The organism is Serratia sp. JKS000199, assembly GCF_900215455.1.
Taxonomy (GTDB): domain Bacteria; phylum Pseudomonadota; class Gammaproteobacteria; order Enterobacterales; family Enterobacteriaceae; genus Serratia; species Serratia ureilytica.
This window is the reverse complement of the sequence record NZ_LT907843.1, coordinates 2945899-2961078: the sequence shown is the minus strand read 5'-3', so window position 1 is coordinate 2961078 and position 15180 is coordinate 2945899. Positions and strand designations below refer to the sequence as shown.

Genomic DNA, 15180 nt, shown 5'->3' with positions numbered 1-15180 from the left:
AAGGTTGCGCGCTGTCCATGTTCAAACTGCCTGCGCCGATAACGTCTATTATCCGCGGCATACCCAAAGGATTTCGAATTGCAGCTAGGCGGCAAGCGGGGGAATCCCCGGGAGCTTACTCCGGTAAGTGACCGGGGTGAGCACGTGCGGCCAACAACGCAGTGGTTCGAAAGACGAAGGGGATAAAAAAACGGCGCCGAGGGCGCCGTTTTTCTTGCTCATTCGCGATTACTTCTTGATGCGGATGATCGGGGTTTCGCCAACGGTTACGCTGCCGGACAGTTTGATCAGCTCTTTGATCTCGTCCATGTTGGAGATAACGACCGGCGTCAGGGTAGACTTGGCTTTCTCTTCCAGCAGTGGCAGGTTGAACTCGATAACGACGTCACCTTTCTTGACGCGCTGACCTTCTTCGGCGATGCGTTTGAAGCCTTCGCCTTTCAGTTCTACGGTATCGATGCCGAAGTGGACGAACAGCTCAATGCCGCTGTCGGATTCGATAGAGAATGCATGGTTGGTTTCGAAAATCTTACCGATGGTGCCGTCAACCGGAGCAACCATTTTGTTGCCGGCCGGTTTGATGGCGATACCGTCGCCAACGATTTTTTCAGCGAACACTACGTCCGGCACATCTTCGATATTGACGATTTCGCCAGAAAGGGGAGCGACGATCTCGATAGTGCCCGTGTCTTTCTTGTCATCAGAAACCAGAGATTTCAGTTTATCGAACAAACCCATGATCTTCTCCTAAGCATTAAATTGGGCGGCGTTCCAGTGTCGTGGAAGTTTAGCAGAGCGTTTTTTCTTCGATGAATTTATTGACGCAATTCATCAGGTCTTGTGCCGTTGGCTGTGCCAAGGCTTGCGCTGCCAACGCCTTCACATCTTCGAAATTCGTGTTGCGAATAATTTTCTTGATGCGCGGGATTGAAATCGCACTCATGCTGAACTCATCCAGCCCCATGCCCAATAACAACAGTGTAGCACGCTCATCGCCAGCCAGTTCGCCGCACATGCCGGTCCACTTGCCTTCCGCGTGAGATGCATCAATAACCTGTTTGATCAGGCCAAGCACTGATGGGGACATCGGGTTATAGAGATGAGAAATCAGCTCGTTGCCGCGATCTACCGCCAGAGTATACTGGGTTAGATCGTTTGTCCCAATACTAAAGAAGTCGACTTCTTTCGCCAGGTGGTGAGCGATGACCGCCGCAGCCGGTGTTTCCACCATCACGCCCACTTCGATGCTCTCGTCAAACGCCTTGCCTTCTTCGCGCAGCTGCGCCTTCAGCGTCTCGATTTCGCCTTTCAGATCGCGCACTTCTTCCACGGAGATGATCATCGGGAACATGATGCGCAGTTTGCCGAACGCCGAGGCGCGCAGGATGGCGCGCAGCTGGGCGTGAAGGATTTCACGGCGGTCCATCGCGATGCGGATGGCGCGCCAGCCGAGGAACGGGTTCTCTTCCTTCGGCAGGTTCATGTACGGCAGGTCTTTGTCGCCGCCGATGTCCATGGTGCGGACGATCACGGCCTGCGAGCCCATGGCTTCCGCCACGGCTTTATAAGCCTGGAACTGCTCGTCTTCGGTTGGCAGCGAGTCGCGGTCCATGAACAGGAATTCGGTACGATACAGGCCGACGCCTTCCGCGCCGTTGCGCTCTGCACCCGCGACGTCGCGCACGGTGCCGATGTTGGCGCAGACTTCAACCTGATGGCCGTCCAGCGTAATCGCCGGCAGGTCCTTCAGCTTGGCCAGATCGTTTTTCTCAGTGATGTATTGGTTCTGGGCGGCTTTCAGCTGATCGATAACGTCAGCGGTCGGGTTAACGTAAATCTGGTTGTTAACCGCGTCCAGAATCAGATAGTCGTCGTTCTTCACCTGCTTGGTCACGTCGCTGGTACCGACGATTGCCGGCAGCTCCAGGGAGCGCGCCATGATAGAGGTGTGGGAGGTGCGGCCGCCGAGATCGGTAATGAAGCCCAGCACTTTGTCCAGGTTCAGCTGCGCGGTCTCGGACGGGGTCAGATCGGTGGCCACCAGGATCACTTCATCCTGAATGGAGCCCAGATCGACGATAGGCATGCCCAGAATGTTCTGCAGCAGGCGTTTGCCGATGTCGCGCACGTCGGCGGCGCGTTCTTTCAGGTATTCGTCGTCCAGCTCTTCCAACGCTTTCGCCTGGCCTTCGATCACGGTGTAGGCGGCGGCGTCTGCGGAGGCCAGATCGTCTTTGATTAGGGCTATGATTTCCTGCTCAAGCTCTTCGTCTTCCAGCAACATGATGTGGCCTTCGAAGATAGCTTCCTTCTCTTCGCCGAAGGTTTCGCCAGCTTTGGTCTTGATCGCTTCCAGCTGTTCGGACGCTTTCGCGCGGCCGGCCAGAAAACGCGAGACTTCCTGCTCTACTTGATCAGCAGAGATTTTCTTCCGGTTGATGACAATGTCGTCTTCTTTCAGCAAGAGAGCCTTACCAAAAGCGATGCCCGGTGATACTAAAATGCCTGAAATCATAACCCTACCTTACTCTTGACTGGTGTTAACTAAAAAGACGGGCCGATTACTCAAGCTCTGCCATCAGTTTTACCAAGTGCTCAACGGCTTTCTGCTCGTCTTCACCTTCAGCGGAGATGGTCACTACGGTCCCTTGAGTCAGCCCCAGAGTTTGCAGTTTGAACAGGCTTTTGGCGCTGGCGCTTTTGCCGTTGGAGGTTACGGTGATGTCAGACGTGAAGCCTTTTGCTTCTTTTACGAACTGAGCGGCAGGGCGAGTATGCAGACCATTCGGAGCGGTAATAGTAACTTCTTGCTGGAACATTGATGTTTCCCCAACTTATTGGATTAATGTTGTGGAGCTAAAGTTTAGCCCAGGGGCCTGACTTTAGCTTGTCTGGTTATAGCGCCTGACTATGGACAGGGGCGAACGTTGATGCAACAGAAAACGACGCGTTAGGCACTTCAGATCAAAAAACTCGGCTTTAGACGTCGTTCCAATCCGCTCCCCATTATGCCCGATTCGCCGCGTCGGCGACAGATGAGTAAATCGATTCAGCCTCGACCAGGCTCGGAGAGTGATTAATTTTGCGCATCGAAATAATGCACCGTTAAATACTAAAGGCGACGGGCAAAAGCAATCTTGGACTGCTATAAAGTTTGATCCAGTCCACAAAAAAGCACCCCACAGGGTGCTTTTTTAGCGATTTGTGCAGTGGCGGAATTACTGCTGCAATTCCTGCTCGGTGAACAGATCGGCGAACAGCGCGGTGCTGAGATAACGTTCGCCGGAAGAGGGCAGGATGACCACAATGGTCTTGTCGGCGAACGCCGGTTCTTCGGCCAGTTTCACCGCCGCTGCGACCGCTGCGCCGGAGGAGATGCCTGCCAGGATGCCTTCTTCGTCCATCAGACGGCGCGCCATGCTGATGGCTTCGTCGTTGGAGATTTTTTCGACGCGATCCACCAGGTCCAGATCGAGGTTGCCTGGAATGAAGCCGGCGCCGATGCCCTGAATTTTGTGCGGGCCCGGCTTCAGCTCTTCACCGGCCAGCGCCTGGCTGATGACCGGCGAGTCGGTCGGCTCGACCGCCACGGTGGTGATGGCTTTGCCTTTGGTGTTCTTGATGTAGCGGCTGACGCCGGTCAGCGTGCCGCCGGTGCCGACGCCGGAGATGAACACGTCGACTTCCCCGTCAGTGTCTTCCCAGATTTCCGGACCGGTGGTTTTTTCATGGATGGCCGGATTGGCCGGGTTGCTGAACTGCTGCAGGATCAGGTAGCGGTTCGGATCGGTGGCGACGATCTCTTCCGCTTTGGCGATGGCGCCTTTCATGCCTTTCGCCCCTTCGGTCAGCACCAGATTGGCGCCCAGCGCCTTGAGCAGCTTGCGGCGCTCGATGCTCATGGTTTCCGGCATGGTCAGCGTCAGTTTGTAGCCGCGCGCGGCGGCCACGAAGGCCAGCGCGATGCCGGTGTTGCCGCTGGTCGGCTCCACCAGTTCCTTGCCGGCGGTCAGCACGCCGCGTTGTTCCGCATCCCAAATCATATTGGCACCGATGCGGCATTTGACGCTGAAGCTCGGGTTGCGTGATTCAACCTTGGCCAGAATGCGTCCGTTGCCGATACGGTTCAGACGAACCAGCGGCGTATGGCCGATTGTTAATGAGTTGTCTTCATATATCTTGCTCATAGCCCGTCCTTTAACTCTATGAAAATGTGGGGAACATCGAAAGCATACGCTAACAGTACCGGCAGGGAAGTAAAGAATTGGTATATCTATATGTTATTAGGAAATAAGTTTTAAGCACAATGATAAGGGCGCGAAATGCGCGCCCTGTCGAAAATTTCCGCGCTGTCGGCGGCAAAAAACGGCGGTTATCGGACGAATTGCGAGCGGTAGCGATCGACCCACATCGCGGTGGCGCCGCAGACGGCGACCGGCAGGATCACCAGGTTGAGGATCGGGATCATGGTGAACAGGCTGACCAGCGCGCCGAACTGCAGGTTGTCGGTTTTGTGCTGGCGCAAAGCGCGGCGCATGTCGGCAAAGCTCACCTTGTGGTTGTCGAACGGATAGTCGCAATACTGGATCGCCAGCATCCAGGCGCTGAACAGGAACCACAGCACCGGCGCCACCGTCTGGCCGATGCCGGGCACGAAGTACAGCGCCAGCAGCAGCAGCGCGCGCGGCAGGTAATACATCAGCTTGCGCCATTCGCGCGCCATGATGCGCGGCAGGTCTTTGGCGATGCCGAGCAGGCCGGTGTCCGGCAGCGGTTTGCCGGTCAGGCTGCCTTCGAGCTGTTCGGCCAGCAGGCCGCAAAACGGGGCGGCGATCAGGTTGGTGAGGGTGCTGAACAGATAGCTGAACACCAGCAGCACCGAAATGACCGCCAGCGGCCACAGCAGGTAGCTCAACCATTGCAGCCAATCGGGAACGTGGCTCATCATCGCCGGGATCCAGTCGCCGAGGCGGCTGAACAGCCACCAGAAAGCGGAGCCCATCAGCAGCACGTTGACCAGCAACGGCAGGACCACATAGCGTTTAATCCCCGGGCGCGAAATCAGGCGCCAGCCTTCGGCGAAATAATGAATGCCGCTGGTGGAACGGGAAGGGGGCTGCGTATAGGACATATCTTAAGTTATCTCGTTGTCTGAACAGGCATCATTATCATATAGGGATGATTTTCCACTGGCTAGGGTAGGGTTGGCTGAAAAACCAGCAGAAAAAGGCAGTATAATCATCTTTATTGGCATAAAGTTCAGCACGGACTTGCACTTGTGTGCGCGGGCAAATAGAGTTAAAGAGTGAATGTTTGCCGCGGTGGCAATGTATTGGAACAACAGAGATAGCAATGATGCAGGATTTGCGTCTGATATTAATCGTTGTTGGCGCGATCGCCATAATAGCGCTGTTATTGCACGGTCTGTGGACCAGTCGCAAAGAACGGTCAGCGCTCTTCCGCGATCGCCCAGCCAAACGTTCCCAAAAGGAACGTGAACAAACTCCGATCGACGATCTCGAAGAAGGCGTCGGTGAGGTGCGCGTACGCGCCGCTCACCCGCAAGACGAGCCGTCATTCGGCCATTTCGATGCCGCACGCGAAGAACCCGTGGCCGCGCCGAAGCCCGCTCCGGCGGCTGCGCCTGCGCCCCGCGCCGTTCAGCCGGCTGCCCATCAGACGCCGCCTCCGCTGTCTCAGCGGCCGGAGTACGATGACATCCTGCTGAACAACTACGCGCCGGACGAAAAACCGGCCGAGCCGCAGCAACCGCAACCGGCCGCGCGCCGTGAGCCGCGCGTCGACGATCTGCCGCATGAACATGAGGCGCCGCTGGCGGCGGAACCGGCATTCCACGCCGAACCCGCCCCGGTGCAGCAAGCGCCGGAAGTGAAGCCTGCGTCGGAACCTGCACCGCAGCCGCAACAGCCGGCCGCTGCGCCAGTACAGGCTAAACTGAAAGAGACCGTGCTGGTGCTGCACGTCGCGGCCCATCAGGGCGGCGTGATCGGCGGCGAAGTGCTGCTGCAGAGCGTGTTGCAGGCGGGCTTCCAGTTTGGCGAGATGGGCATCTTCCACCGCCATATCAGCCCGGCCGGCAGTGGCCCGGTGCTGTTCAGCCTGGCGAACATGGTCAAGCCGGGGTCGTTCGATCCTGACATGATGTCCGATTTCTCCACGCCGGGCGTGTCGATGTTCATGATGGTGCCGTCTTACGGCGACGCCAATCAGAACTTCAAGCTGATGCTGCAGTCGGCGCAGCGCATCGCCGACGACGTGGGCGGTGTGGTGCTGGACGACGAGCGCCGCATGATGACGCCGCAGAAGCTGGAAACCTACAAAGCGCGTATCCGTGAAGTGTTGGAAAACAACGCCTGACCGGGTTGCCGCGCGCACTGAACATCCGTAACAACAAAGCCCCCGCTAGCCGGGGGTTTTTTATCTTTGATGGTGAGCCATGGAATCGATAATCCAACAAATCAATCAACTACGAGCCACATTGCGCCATCATGAATACCAGTATCATGTGCTGGATGCGCCCGAAGTGCCGGATGCGGAATATGACCGCCTGATGCGCGAGCTGCGCGAGCTCGAGAGCGCGCATCCGGAGCTGATCACCGCCGATTCGCCGACCCAGCGCGTGGGCGCGGCGCCGCTGGCGGCGTTTGACCAGGTGCGTCACGAAGTGCCGATGCTGTCGCTGGACAACGTGTTCGACGAAGAGAGCTTCCTGGCGTTTTACAAGCGCGTGCAGGACAGGCTCAAGAGCAGCGATCCGCTGACCTTCTGCTGCGAGCTGAAGCTGGACGGCCTGGCGGTCAGCCTGCTGTACGAAGACGGCGAGCTGGTGCGTGCGGCGACGCGCGGCGACGGCACCACCGGCGAGAACATCACCTCCAACGTGCGCACCATTCGCGCCATCCCGCTGCGCCTGACCGGCGACAACATCCCGCGCCGGCTGGAAGTGCGCGGCGAAGTGTTCATGCCGCAGGCCGGGTTTGAACAGATGAACGAAGAGGCGCGGCGCAAAGACGGCAAGGTGTTCGCCAATCCGCGCAACGCCGCCGCCGGTTCGCTGCGCCAGCTCGATCCGCGCATTACCGCCAAACGCCCGCTGACCTTCTTCTGCTATGGCGTCGGGCTGCTGGAAGGCGGCGAGCTGCCGCGCAGCCACTTTGAACGCCTGATGCAGTTCAAGGCCTGGGGCCTGCCGGTCAGCGATCGCGCCCAGCGCCGCACCGGCAGCGAGGAAGTGCTGGCGTTCTATCGCCAGGTCGAGCGGGACCGCGCACAGCTCGGTTTCGATATCGACGGCGTGGTGATCAAGATTGACGACATCGATCTGCAGGAAACGCTGGGCTTCGTGGCGCGTGCGCCGCGCTGGGCGACGGCGTTCAAATTCCCGGCGCAGGAGCAGATCACCGTGGTGCGCGAAGTGGAGTTTCAGGTTGGCCGCACCGGCGCGATTACGCCGGTGGCGCGCCTTGAGCCGGTGCTGGTGGCCGGGGTGACCGTCAGCAACGCCACCTTGCACAACGCCGATGAAATTGAGCGGTTGGGGCTGCGCATCGGCGATACGGTGATCGTGCGCCGCGCCGGCGACGTGATCCCGCAGGTGGTGGGTGTGCTGGAAGACCGTCGGCCGCAGGATGCGCGCGAAGTGGTGTTCCCGCTGCACTGCCCGGTGTGCGGTTCCGACGTTGAGCGCGTGGAAGGCGAGGCCGTGGCGCGTTGCACCGGCGGGCTGATCTGCGGGGCGCAGCGCAAAGAGGCGTTGAAGCATTTCGTTTCTCGCCGCGCGCTGGACGTCGAAGGCATGGGCGACAAGATCATCGAGCAACTGGTGGACAAGGAGTACGTGAAGAACCCGGCCGATCTGTTCCGCCTGTCCGCCGGCATTCTGACCGGTCTGGATCGCATGGGGCCGAAATCGGCACAGAACCTGGTTAACGCGCTGGAGAAATCCAAGCAGACCACCTTCGCCCGTTTCCTGTATGCGCTCGGCATTCGCGAGGTTGGTGAAGCGACCGCCGCCAACCTGGCGGCGCATTTCGGATCGCTCGAGAAGTTGTTTTCCGCCGATATCGAAGCGCTGAAAGAGGTGCCGGACGTTGGCGAAGTGGTGGCCAAACACACTCGCAACTTCCTCGATGAAGCGCTCAATCAGCAGGTGATCAACGAGCTGGTGGGCGCCGAGATTGGCATCCATTGGCCGGCGCCGGTGATGGTGGTGGCGGAGGAGATAGACAGCCCGTTCGCCGGTAAAACCGTGGTGCTGACCGGCTCGCTGAGCCAGCTGTCGCGCGACGAGGCCAAAGATCGCCTGACGGCGTTGGGCGCCAAGGTCAGCGGCAGTGTGTCGAAGAAAACCGATCTGGTGATCGCCGGCGAAGCGGCCGGTTCCAAGCTGGCGAAGGCGCAGGAGCTGGGTATCGCCGTGATCGACGAAGCGGAGATGATCCGCTTGCTGGGTGACTGATGGAAAAAGAAAACCTGCTGGAAATCGCCAATACCGTGATGCCGTTCGGCAAGTACCAGGGGCGGGTGCTGATCGATCTGCCCGAAGAGTACCTGCTGTGGTTCGCCCGCAAGGGCGAGTTCCCCAAAGGCAAGCTCGGCATGCTGATGGAGATGACGCTGGCGATTAAAATCGAAGGGCTTGACCACCTGGTCAAGCCGCTGAAGAAAAGCTGAACTGACGGGCCTTGGCCCGTCTTTTTTTACCCGCGCGACGCCTGCGCGTTGGCGTTGGGCACCGCCTGTTGCGCCCGCTGCTTGCGCTGATACCTTTTCGCCAGCACCGCACAGGTCATTAGCTGCACCTGATGGAACACCATCAGCGGCAGCACCATGATCCCTACCGTCGCCGCCGGGAACAGGATATTGGCCATCGGAATGCCGTTCGCCAGGCTTTTCTTCGAACCGCAGAACACGATGGTGATCTCGTCCGCCTTGCTGAACCCCAGCCAGCGTGCCATGTAGGTGTTCACCACCAGCACGATCGCCAGCAGCACGATGCTGCCGCCGACGATAAACGCCAGCGAACCGATCCCCACCTGATGCCAGATGCCGTGCGTGACCGCCTCGCTGAAGGCGGCGTACACCACCAGCAGAATCGAGGTCTGGTCGGTTTTACCGATCAGCGGGCGATGGCGCTCGATCCAGCCGCCGATCAGCGGCCGCAGCAGGTGGCCGGCGACGAACGGCACCAGCAGCTGCAGCACGATCGAGCCCACCTGCCGCAGGCTGCCGGTATCGCCGTGCACGTTCATCAGCAGGCCGACCAACAGCGGCGACACGAAGATTCCCAGCAGGCTGGATGCAGACGCGCTGCACACCGCTGCCGCCACGTTGCCGCCCGCCAGCGAGGTGAAGGCGATGGCCGACTGCACGGTGGCGGGCAGGATGCACAGGTAGATGAAACCGGCGTACAGCTCGGGGCTGACGTCGATCGGGGCCCACCAGGCGAACAGCATCCCCAGCGCCGGAAAAATGATGAAGGTGCTGAACATCACCCACAGATGCAGCCGCCAGTTATTGCTGCCGGCCAGGATGGCCTCGCGCGACAGCTTGGCGCCGTGCATGAAAAACAGCAGGGCGATGGCGGCGATGGTCAGGGCGTTGAGCCAGCCGACGAACTCGCCGCGAGCCGGCAGGAACGACGCCAGCAGCACGGTGGCGATCAGCGTCAGGGTAAAACGATCGGGCAGGAATCTCATGGCGATGCGCTCGGGTAGAAAATCGATGGGGCTATTCTCCCGCGTGGGCATATAATAATTAAATTGATTTATTTAATTCATCTATGAATAAAACACATGAATTACTCACTCAAACAGCTGCGGGTGTTCGTCGCCATCGCCCGCCACGGCAGCTTCAGCCGCGCCGGCGAGGCGATCGGCCTGACGCAATCGGCGGTCAGCCACAGCGTGAAAGAGCTGGAGGCGGAGGTCGGCGTGCGCCTGCTGGATCGCACCACGCGTGAAGTGGTGTTGACCGACGCCGGCCTGCGGCTGGCCAACCGGGTCGAGCGGCTGCTGGACGAACTGCAGGCCGCTTTGCTGGATGCGCGCAGCTTTGGCGTACAGCGCAGCGGCACGGTGCGGGTGGCGACGAGCCAGACCATTTCCGCCCATCTGATGCCGCAGTGCATCGCCGCCGGCGAACGCGAATACCCGGAGATCCGCATCATGCTGCGCGATCAGGCGCAGCAGCAGGTGCTGCACAGCGTGCGTAACGCCGAGGTGGATTTCGGCATCGTGGTCGATCCGGTGCAGGCGGTGGATCTGGAGTGCGAAGCGGTGTTGCACGAACCGTTTCTGCTGCTGTGCCGCGACGATCACCCGTTTGCTGAGCAGCAAGAGGTGCGTTGGTCGGCGTTAAACGGCTGCCGCCTGGTGTTGCAGGATTATGCGTCGGGCAGCCGGCCGCTGATCGACAGCGCGCTGAGGCAGCAGGGCGTCGAGGCGCAGGTGGTGCAGGAAATCGGCCATCCGGCGACGCTGTTCCCGATGGTGGCGGCGGGGATCGGCATCAGCATTTTCCCGGCGTTGGCGCTGCCGTTGCCGGAAGGGGGGCGGCTTCGGGTACGGCGGCTGGTGCCGGAAATTAACCGCGCACTGATGCTGGTACGGCGCAAGAACCGCTCGCTGACGCCGGCGGCGGAGGCCATCTGGCAGGTGGCGCGTCAGCAGGCGGCGCTGCTGCACCAGCGCCGGCAGGAAAACGCGGAATATTGAGTCAGATATAGACGTCCACTGCGTTGAGCGGCGTTGGGCGGTTTACGCCGTCGCCGGATTGCGCTGCGGCTTTTGCCATCTGCTCCTGCTGCTGCTTTTCCATTTCTTCTTTCTGGATGCGCGCGATCTCGGCCTGCAACATCTTGATCTGCGCTTCGATCAGCTGTTTCTGCTTTTCGATCTCTTTGGGATCGGCGTCGGAATCCTTCAGTTCCACCAGCTTTTGCTGCAGCGCCTGAATCTGCCGGTTCAGCGCCTTGATACGCGCCGAAGCGCGGCTTTCATTGAGATTAACCGGTTCGTCATTGCCGTTGGCGCGTTCGTTTTTCTCCATCTTGCCGCCTTGCGGCTGGTTGTTGACCGGTTTGGCCATCAGTAATTCGCCCTGATGGCCCGGCGCGCTGAAGACGTTGCTGACGCCGGGGACGGTATTCTTGATCGGTACGATCATGGTGATGGTGGTCGACATGGTTGCTCTCCCTGAGTCTGGATCTCGCTGTTCAAGGTATCGGCAGCGGCGGCTAAATCTTTACCTGCTGCAGACGCGGCCAGCGCAGCAGCCAGCCTTTGTCGACCACGCGCTGGGCATAGGCCGTGCGATCGCCATTTTTCACGTTGAAGGTAATGGTGTCGTTGAACAGCGCCGCGAGCCCGAAAGGGGCGACCAGCGTGATGCTGTCGTCGGCGTTCAGGCGCGCGCCGATCGCCGTTTCCACTTCGGTCCAGAAGCTAATGGCCTCTTCGCTGTTGCGGTAGGGCGCGCGGCCGCTGCGCAGGTGCATGCGCGCCTGGTTCTTGACCGACCACGGCTGCGGCAGCCACTGCTGCAGCCGCGCCTCCAGCATGCGATCGCGTTCGGCGTCCGCCCGCTCTGCATCGAAGTGGATCACGTCGATATCGTTGAGCTGCGTGGGCTCCACATAGCCGTGGCGCCGATCCCACACCAGGTTGCGCACAAAGCCGGCGCCGAGGCACCAGTCATTCAGGCCGAGCCGGCGCACGGTGCGCAGGGCGGCCATGCGCGCGCTATCTTGTTGCAGCCAGTCGATAATTTGCCGTTGCGGATCCATCACCCCTCCTGTTTTCGCGGCTACTGTAACCCGAAGCGGCGGCGGGTGAAATGGGGGGATGCGCGATGGCGGCGATAGCAGGCAAATTAATTTTCTTGCTTCACTGACTACACTTGGTGCAGGGCTTTTATCTCGTCACTCAGGGCAAGGGAGGGGGGCTATGTATCAGGCAACGTTGGGCCAACGCGGCTATCGCTTCGGCGGCCTGCGCCAGCTGATGGCGAAAGCTTCGCCGGCGCGTTCCGGCGATTATCTGGCGGAGGTGGCGGCGGAAAGCGCCGAAGAGCGCATGGCGGCGCGCATCGCGCTGGCGGATGTGCCGCTCAAGGCGTTCCTGCAGCAGCCGCTGGTGCCGTACGAGCAGGACGAGGTGACGCGCCTGATCATCGATAGCCACGACGCCGCCGCCTTTGAGCCCATCTCGCACCTCACGATCGGCGATTTTCGCGACTGGTTGCTGAGCGAGCAGGCGGACAGCGCCATGCTGGCGCAGGTGGCCGCCGGCATTACGCCGGAGATGGCGGCGGCGGTAAGCAAGATCATGCGCAATCAGGATCTGATCCTGGTGGCGAAGAAATGCCGGGTGGTGACGCGCTTTCGCAATACGATTGGCCTGCCGGGCCACCTCAGCGTGCGGCTGCAGCCCAATCACCCGACCGATAGCCTGCAAGGCATCGCCGCCAGCATGCTGGACGGTTTGCTGTACGGCAGCGGCGACGCGGTGGTCGGCATCAATCCGGCCAGCGACAGCCTGCCGCTGCTGGAAAAACTCAACTACATGCTGGACGATGTGATCCAGCGCTTCGCCATACCCACCCAATCCTGCGTGCTGACCCACGTGACCAACACGCTGCGGCTGATGGAGCGAGGCGCGCCGGTGGATCTGGTGTTTCAGTCGATCGCCGGTACCGAAGCGGCCAATCGCGGTTTCGGCATCAGTCTGGCGCTGCTGGCGGAGGCGCAGCAGGCGGCGCTGAGCCTCAAGCGCGGCACGTTGGGCGATAACGTGATGTACTTCGAAACCGGGCAGGGCAGTTGCCTGTCGGCTAACGCGCATCACGGCGTCGATCAGCAGACCTGCGAGGCGCGCGCCTATGCGGTGGCGCGGCATTTCTCACCGCTGCTGATCAACACCGTGGTGGGGTTTATCGGCCCTGAATACCTGTATGACGGCAAACAAATTATCCGCGCCGGGCTGGAGGATCACTTCTGCGGCAAGCTGCTCGGCCTGCCGCTGGGCTGCGATGTCTGCTACACCAACCATGCAGAGGCCGATCAGGATGATATGGACACGCTGCTGACGCTGTTGGCCGCCGCCGGGCTGACGTTCCTGATCGGCGTGCCGGGCGCGGACGATATCATGCTCAATTACCAAAGCACCTCGTTCCACGACGCGCTCTATATCCGCGAGCTGCTGGGGCTGAAGCACGCGCCAGAGTTCGCCGCCTGGCTGGCGGCGATGAACATCACCGATGAACGCGGACGGCTGCGCGACGCCGCCGCCAATCACCCGCTGTTGCTGGCGCTGCAGGGAGAACGGACATGAGCAAACCGGTTCACGTCAACAGTTGGGACGCGCTGCGCGCCTTTACCGATGCGCGCATCGCGCTGGGGCGCACCGGCGCCAGTCTGCCGACCGACGAGCTGCTGCGCTTCGGCCTGGCCCATGCCCAGGCGCGCGACGCGGTGCATCAGCCATTCGAGAGCGAACGGCTGGCGGCGGATCTGCACGATGCCGGTTGGCCCACGCTGGCGGTGCACAGCCAGGCCGTTGACCGCGCCGCCTATCTGCGCCGTCCGGATCTGGGGCGGCGATTGGCGCTGGACAGCCGCCGCCTGCTGCTCGGCGTGCCGCCGCGCCGGACCGATCTGCTGCTGGTGGTGGCGGATGGCCTCTCCTCCAAGGCGGTGCACCGCCAGGCATTGCCGCTGCTGCAGGCGCTGCGGCCCTATCTCGATACGTTGGGGCTGGCGATCGCGCCGGTGGTGTTGGCGCATCAGGCGCGAGTGGCGCTGGGGGATGAGATCGGCGAGTGCCTGCAGGCCCGGGCGGTGGCGGTGCTGATCGGCGAACGGCCGGGGCTGTCGTCGCCGGACAGCCTGGGCATTTATTTAACCTGGGAGCCGAATGCGCGCAGAACGGACGCCGAGCGTAACTGCATCTCCAACGTGCGGCCGGAGGGGCTGGATTACCCGCAGGCGGCGTTCCGCCTGGCCTGGCTGCTGGAGCAGGCGTTCCAGCGGCGGCTGAGCGGCATCGAGCTGAAGGACGAGAGCGACAATCCGGCGCTGCACAACCGGGTGACACCGCTTTACCCCCAACTGGGCGGCTGACCGAGGGTTTGCTGCAGCAGGGCGGTGAAGGCCGCCAGCCGGGCGGACACCTTCGCCATCGGGCGCAGCAGATAGATGCCTTGCTGCTCATGGCGCGGATCTTCGAGCATCTGAACCAGTTGCCCATTCTGCACGTCCGGCCCCACCACCCAGTTGGGCAGGAAGGCGATGCCGAGGCCGAGCAGCGCCGCCTGGCGCTGCGCGGTGAAGTCGTCGCAGCGCAGCGCCATGGTGCAGCGGTTCATCAACGCCGCGTCGAGGATCTGCGCCCAGCAGGCCGGCTGTTGTTTGTGGTAGCGGGCGATCAGCCGGTGCTGCGGCAGCGCCTCCAGATCGCTCGGCAGGCCATAGCGGGCGACGTAGCCGGGGCTGGCGCACATCACCCAGCGTTGGGTGGCGATGCGGCTGGCGTACAGCGCGCTGTCCTTCTGCTCGCCGATGCGGATGGCGGCGTCCAGCCGTTCCTGGGTCGGATCGGTCTGGCGTTCGGTCAGATCGAGATCGACCCACAGCTGAGGGTAGCGTTCCGCCAGCGTCGGCAGCAGCGGCAGCACATAGGTTTTGCCGAAGGTCGGCAGGCAGCTGATGCGCAGCGTGCCCTGCGGCGTTTCGTTCAGCGCGTTCAGCTCGGCGCGAATGCCGGTAATGTCCGTCATCAGCGCGGCGGCGCGTGCCAGCAGCAGCTCGCCGGCGTCGGTCAGCAACAGGCCGCGGGTGGAGCGTACGAACAGCGTCGCGCCGAGCGCGCTTTCCAGCGCATCGATATGGCGCACCAGCGAAGAAGGCACCATACCCAGCTGGCGTGCGGCGGCGGAAAAGCTGCCCAGGCGGGCCACGTCGAGAAAGATTGGCAGATGTTCTACATAGCGGGCGTCATTCATTTTTGCATTATATGCAAAAGCGTTTCTTATGAATACCCGCTTCTCTGTTGGCGATGCTGCGGCTACTCTGATTGCGGGTTGACGACGGGCTTCAGCGCCGCCGCATCCCGGCCGCATAGAGAGAAAACGCATAAACCTCGCGGCGTTTAGCACCAAATA

The 15180-nt window shown here is 61.1% G+C and carries 15 protein-coding genes; 6 read left to right on the top strand and 9 right to left on the bottom strand.

All coding sequences use genetic code 11. The features are described 5' to 3' along the window. Positions 1 to 228: 228 nt before the first annotated feature. From crr to cysZ, 5 genes are all read right to left on the bottom strand, one after another. Positions 229 to 738 (bottom strand): PTS glucose transporter subunit IIA, encoded by a 510-nt coding sequence (gene crr, locus CPH57_RS14140; protein ID WP_004936467.1) that lies wholly within the window; start codon positions 736 to 738, stop codon positions 229 to 231. A gap of 49 nt (positions 739 to 787) precedes the next feature. Beyond that, on the bottom strand, positions 788 to 2515 hold the full coding sequence (gene ptsI, locus CPH57_RS14135) for a phosphoenolpyruvate-protein phosphotransferase PtsI (RefSeq protein ID WP_004936461.1): 1728 nt from the start codon (positions 2513 to 2515) through the stop codon (positions 788 to 790). 46 nt (positions 2516 to 2561) lie between these two features. Continuing rightward, entirely contained in the window at positions 2562 to 2819 is a 258-nt protein-coding gene (gene ptsH / locus CPH57_RS14130) for a phosphocarrier protein Hpr (RefSeq protein ID WP_004936458.1), read from the bottom strand. A gap of 399 nt (positions 2820 to 3218) precedes the next feature. Then, positions 3219 to 4187: a cysteine synthase A gene (cysK, locus tag CPH57_RS14125; protein WP_016926786.1), complete on the bottom strand. Its 969-nt coding sequence runs from the start codon at positions 4185 to 4187 to the stop codon at positions 3219 to 3221. A 185-nt stretch (positions 4188 to 4372) separates the two neighbouring features. Then, a complete protein-coding gene (cysZ, locus tag CPH57_RS14120; protein ID WP_033643961.1) occupies positions 4373 to 5131 on the bottom strand; it encodes a sulfate transporter CysZ in 759 nt (252 codons plus the stop codon). A 221-nt stretch (positions 5132 to 5352) separates the two neighbouring features. Here cysZ and zipA point away from each other — a divergent pair, with 221 nt between their 5' ends. The 3 genes from zipA to CPH57_RS14105 all read left to right on the top strand — a co-directional run bounded on the left by zipA (position 5353) and on the right by CPH57_RS14105 (position 8694). Then, entirely contained in the window at positions 5353 to 6378 is a 1026-nt protein-coding gene (gene zipA / locus CPH57_RS14115) for a cell division protein ZipA (protein WP_060660396.1), read from the top strand. 79 nt (positions 6379 to 6457) lie between these two features. Continuing rightward, positions 6458 to 8479: an NAD-dependent DNA ligase LigA gene (gene ligA, locus CPH57_RS14110; protein WP_089195039.1), complete on the top strand. Its 2022-nt coding sequence runs from the start codon at positions 6458 to 6460 to the stop codon at positions 8477 to 8479. Next, positions 8479 to 8694: a DUF3820 family protein gene (locus tag CPH57_RS14105; RefSeq protein ID WP_004936441.1), complete on the top strand. Its 216-nt coding sequence runs from the start codon at positions 8479 to 8481 to the stop codon at positions 8692 to 8694. The genes ligA and CPH57_RS14105 overlap by 1 nt, the downstream gene beginning before the upstream one ends. 26 nt (positions 8695 to 8720) lie before the next feature. Here CPH57_RS14105 and CPH57_RS14100 read toward each other — a convergent pair whose 3' ends face one another. Continuing rightward, complete coding sequence (locus tag CPH57_RS14100; protein ID WP_049198403.1) at positions 8721 to 9719, bottom strand: bile acid:sodium symporter family protein; 999 nt, start codon at positions 9717 to 9719, stop codon at positions 8721 to 8723. Between the two features lie 96 nt (positions 9720 to 9815). On the opposite strand from CPH57_RS14100, the gene CPH57_RS14095 reads away from it, so the two are divergent. Then, positions 9816 to 10736 (top strand): LysR family transcriptional regulator, encoded by a 921-nt coding sequence (locus tag CPH57_RS14095; protein ID WP_089197299.1) that lies wholly within the window; start codon positions 9816 to 9818, stop codon positions 10734 to 10736. A gap of 1 nt (position 10737) precedes the next feature. On the opposite strand, the gene CPH57_RS14090 is transcribed toward CPH57_RS14095, so the two are convergent. After that, positions 10738 to 11205 (bottom strand): FlxA-like family protein, encoded by a 468-nt coding sequence (locus CPH57_RS14090; RefSeq protein ID WP_019453840.1) that lies wholly within the window; start codon positions 11203 to 11205, stop codon positions 10738 to 10740. A gap of 52 nt (positions 11206 to 11257) precedes the next feature. After that, positions 11258 to 11806 carry a nucleotidyltransferase family protein gene (locus CPH57_RS14085; RefSeq protein WP_033643956.1) on the bottom strand — a complete coding sequence of 183 codons (549 nt, stop codon included), beginning with the start codon at positions 11804 to 11806 and terminating at the stop codon, positions 11258 to 11260. A gap of 160 nt (positions 11807 to 11966) precedes the next feature. On the opposite strand from CPH57_RS14085, the gene CPH57_RS14080 reads away from it, so the two are divergent. Both CPH57_RS14080 and eutC read left to right on the top strand, forming a co-directional pair. After that, positions 11967 to 13352: an ethanolamine ammonia-lyase subunit EutB gene (locus tag CPH57_RS14080; protein ID WP_033643955.1), complete on the top strand. Its 1386-nt coding sequence runs from the start codon at positions 11967 to 11969 to the stop codon at positions 13350 to 13352. Further along, a complete protein-coding gene (gene eutC / locus CPH57_RS14075; protein WP_033643954.1) occupies positions 13349 to 14140 on the top strand; it encodes an ethanolamine ammonia-lyase subunit EutC in 792 nt (263 codons plus the stop codon). Before CPH57_RS14080 ends, eutC begins: the two co-directional genes overlap by 4 nt. Here eutC and CPH57_RS14070 read toward each other — a convergent pair. Next, a complete protein-coding gene (locus CPH57_RS14070) occupies positions 14119 to 15021 on the bottom strand; it encodes a LysR family transcriptional regulator (protein WP_033643953.1) in 903 nt (300 codons plus the stop codon). The two genes, eutC and CPH57_RS14070, sit on opposite strands and share 22 nt — an antisense overlap. Between the last annotated feature and the right edge of the window lie 159 nt (positions 15022 to 15180).

Coding starts and splice junctions, on each gene's coding strand:
- crr (WP_004936467.1), bottom strand. CDS start 738: ATGGGTTTGTTCGATAAACTGAAATCTCTGGTTTCTGATGACAAGAAA.
- ptsI (WP_004936461.1), bottom strand. CDS start 2,515: ATGATTTCAGGCATTTTAGTATCACCGGGCATCGCTTTTGGTAAGGCT.
- ptsH (WP_004936458.1), bottom strand. CDS start 2,819: ATGTTCCAGCAAGAAGTTACTATTACCGCTCCGAATGGTCTGCATACT.
- cysK (WP_016926786.1), bottom strand. CDS start 4,187: ATGAGCAAGATATATGAAGACAACTCATTAACAATCGGCCATACGCCG.
- cysZ (WP_033643961.1), bottom strand. CDS start 5,131: ATGTCCTATACGCAGCCCCCTTCCCGTTCCACCAGCGGCATTCATTAT.
- zipA (WP_060660396.1), top strand. CDS start 5,353: ATGATGCAGGATTTGCGTCTGATATTAATCGTTGTTGGCGCGATCGCC.
- ligA (WP_089195039.1), top strand. CDS start 6,458: ATGGAATCGATAATCCAACAAATCAATCAACTACGAGCCACATTGCGC.
- CPH57_RS14105 (WP_004936441.1), top strand. CDS start 8,479: ATGGAAAAAGAAAACCTGCTGGAAATCGCCAATACCGTGATGCCGTTC.
- CPH57_RS14100 (WP_049198403.1), bottom strand. CDS start 9,719: ATGAGATTCCTGCCCGATCGTTTTACCCTGACGCTGATCGCCACCGTG.
- CPH57_RS14095 (WP_089197299.1), top strand. CDS start 9,816: ATGAATTACTCACTCAAACAGCTGCGGGTGTTCGTCGCCATCGCCCGC.
- CPH57_RS14090 (WP_019453840.1), bottom strand. CDS start 11,205: ATGTCGACCACCATCACCATGATCGTACCGATCAAGAATACCGTCCCC.
- CPH57_RS14085 (WP_033643956.1), bottom strand. CDS start 11,806: ATGGATCCGCAACGGCAAATTATCGACTGGCTGCAACAAGATAGCGCG.
- CPH57_RS14080 (WP_033643955.1), top strand. CDS start 11,967: ATGTATCAGGCAACGTTGGGCCAACGCGGCTATCGCTTCGGCGGCCTG.
- eutC (WP_033643954.1), top strand. CDS start 13,349: ATGAGCAAACCGGTTCACGTCAACAGTTGGGACGCGCTGCGCGCCTTT.
- CPH57_RS14070 (WP_033643953.1), bottom strand. CDS start 15,021: ATGAATGACGCCCGCTATGTAGAACATCTGCCAATCTTTCTCGACGTG.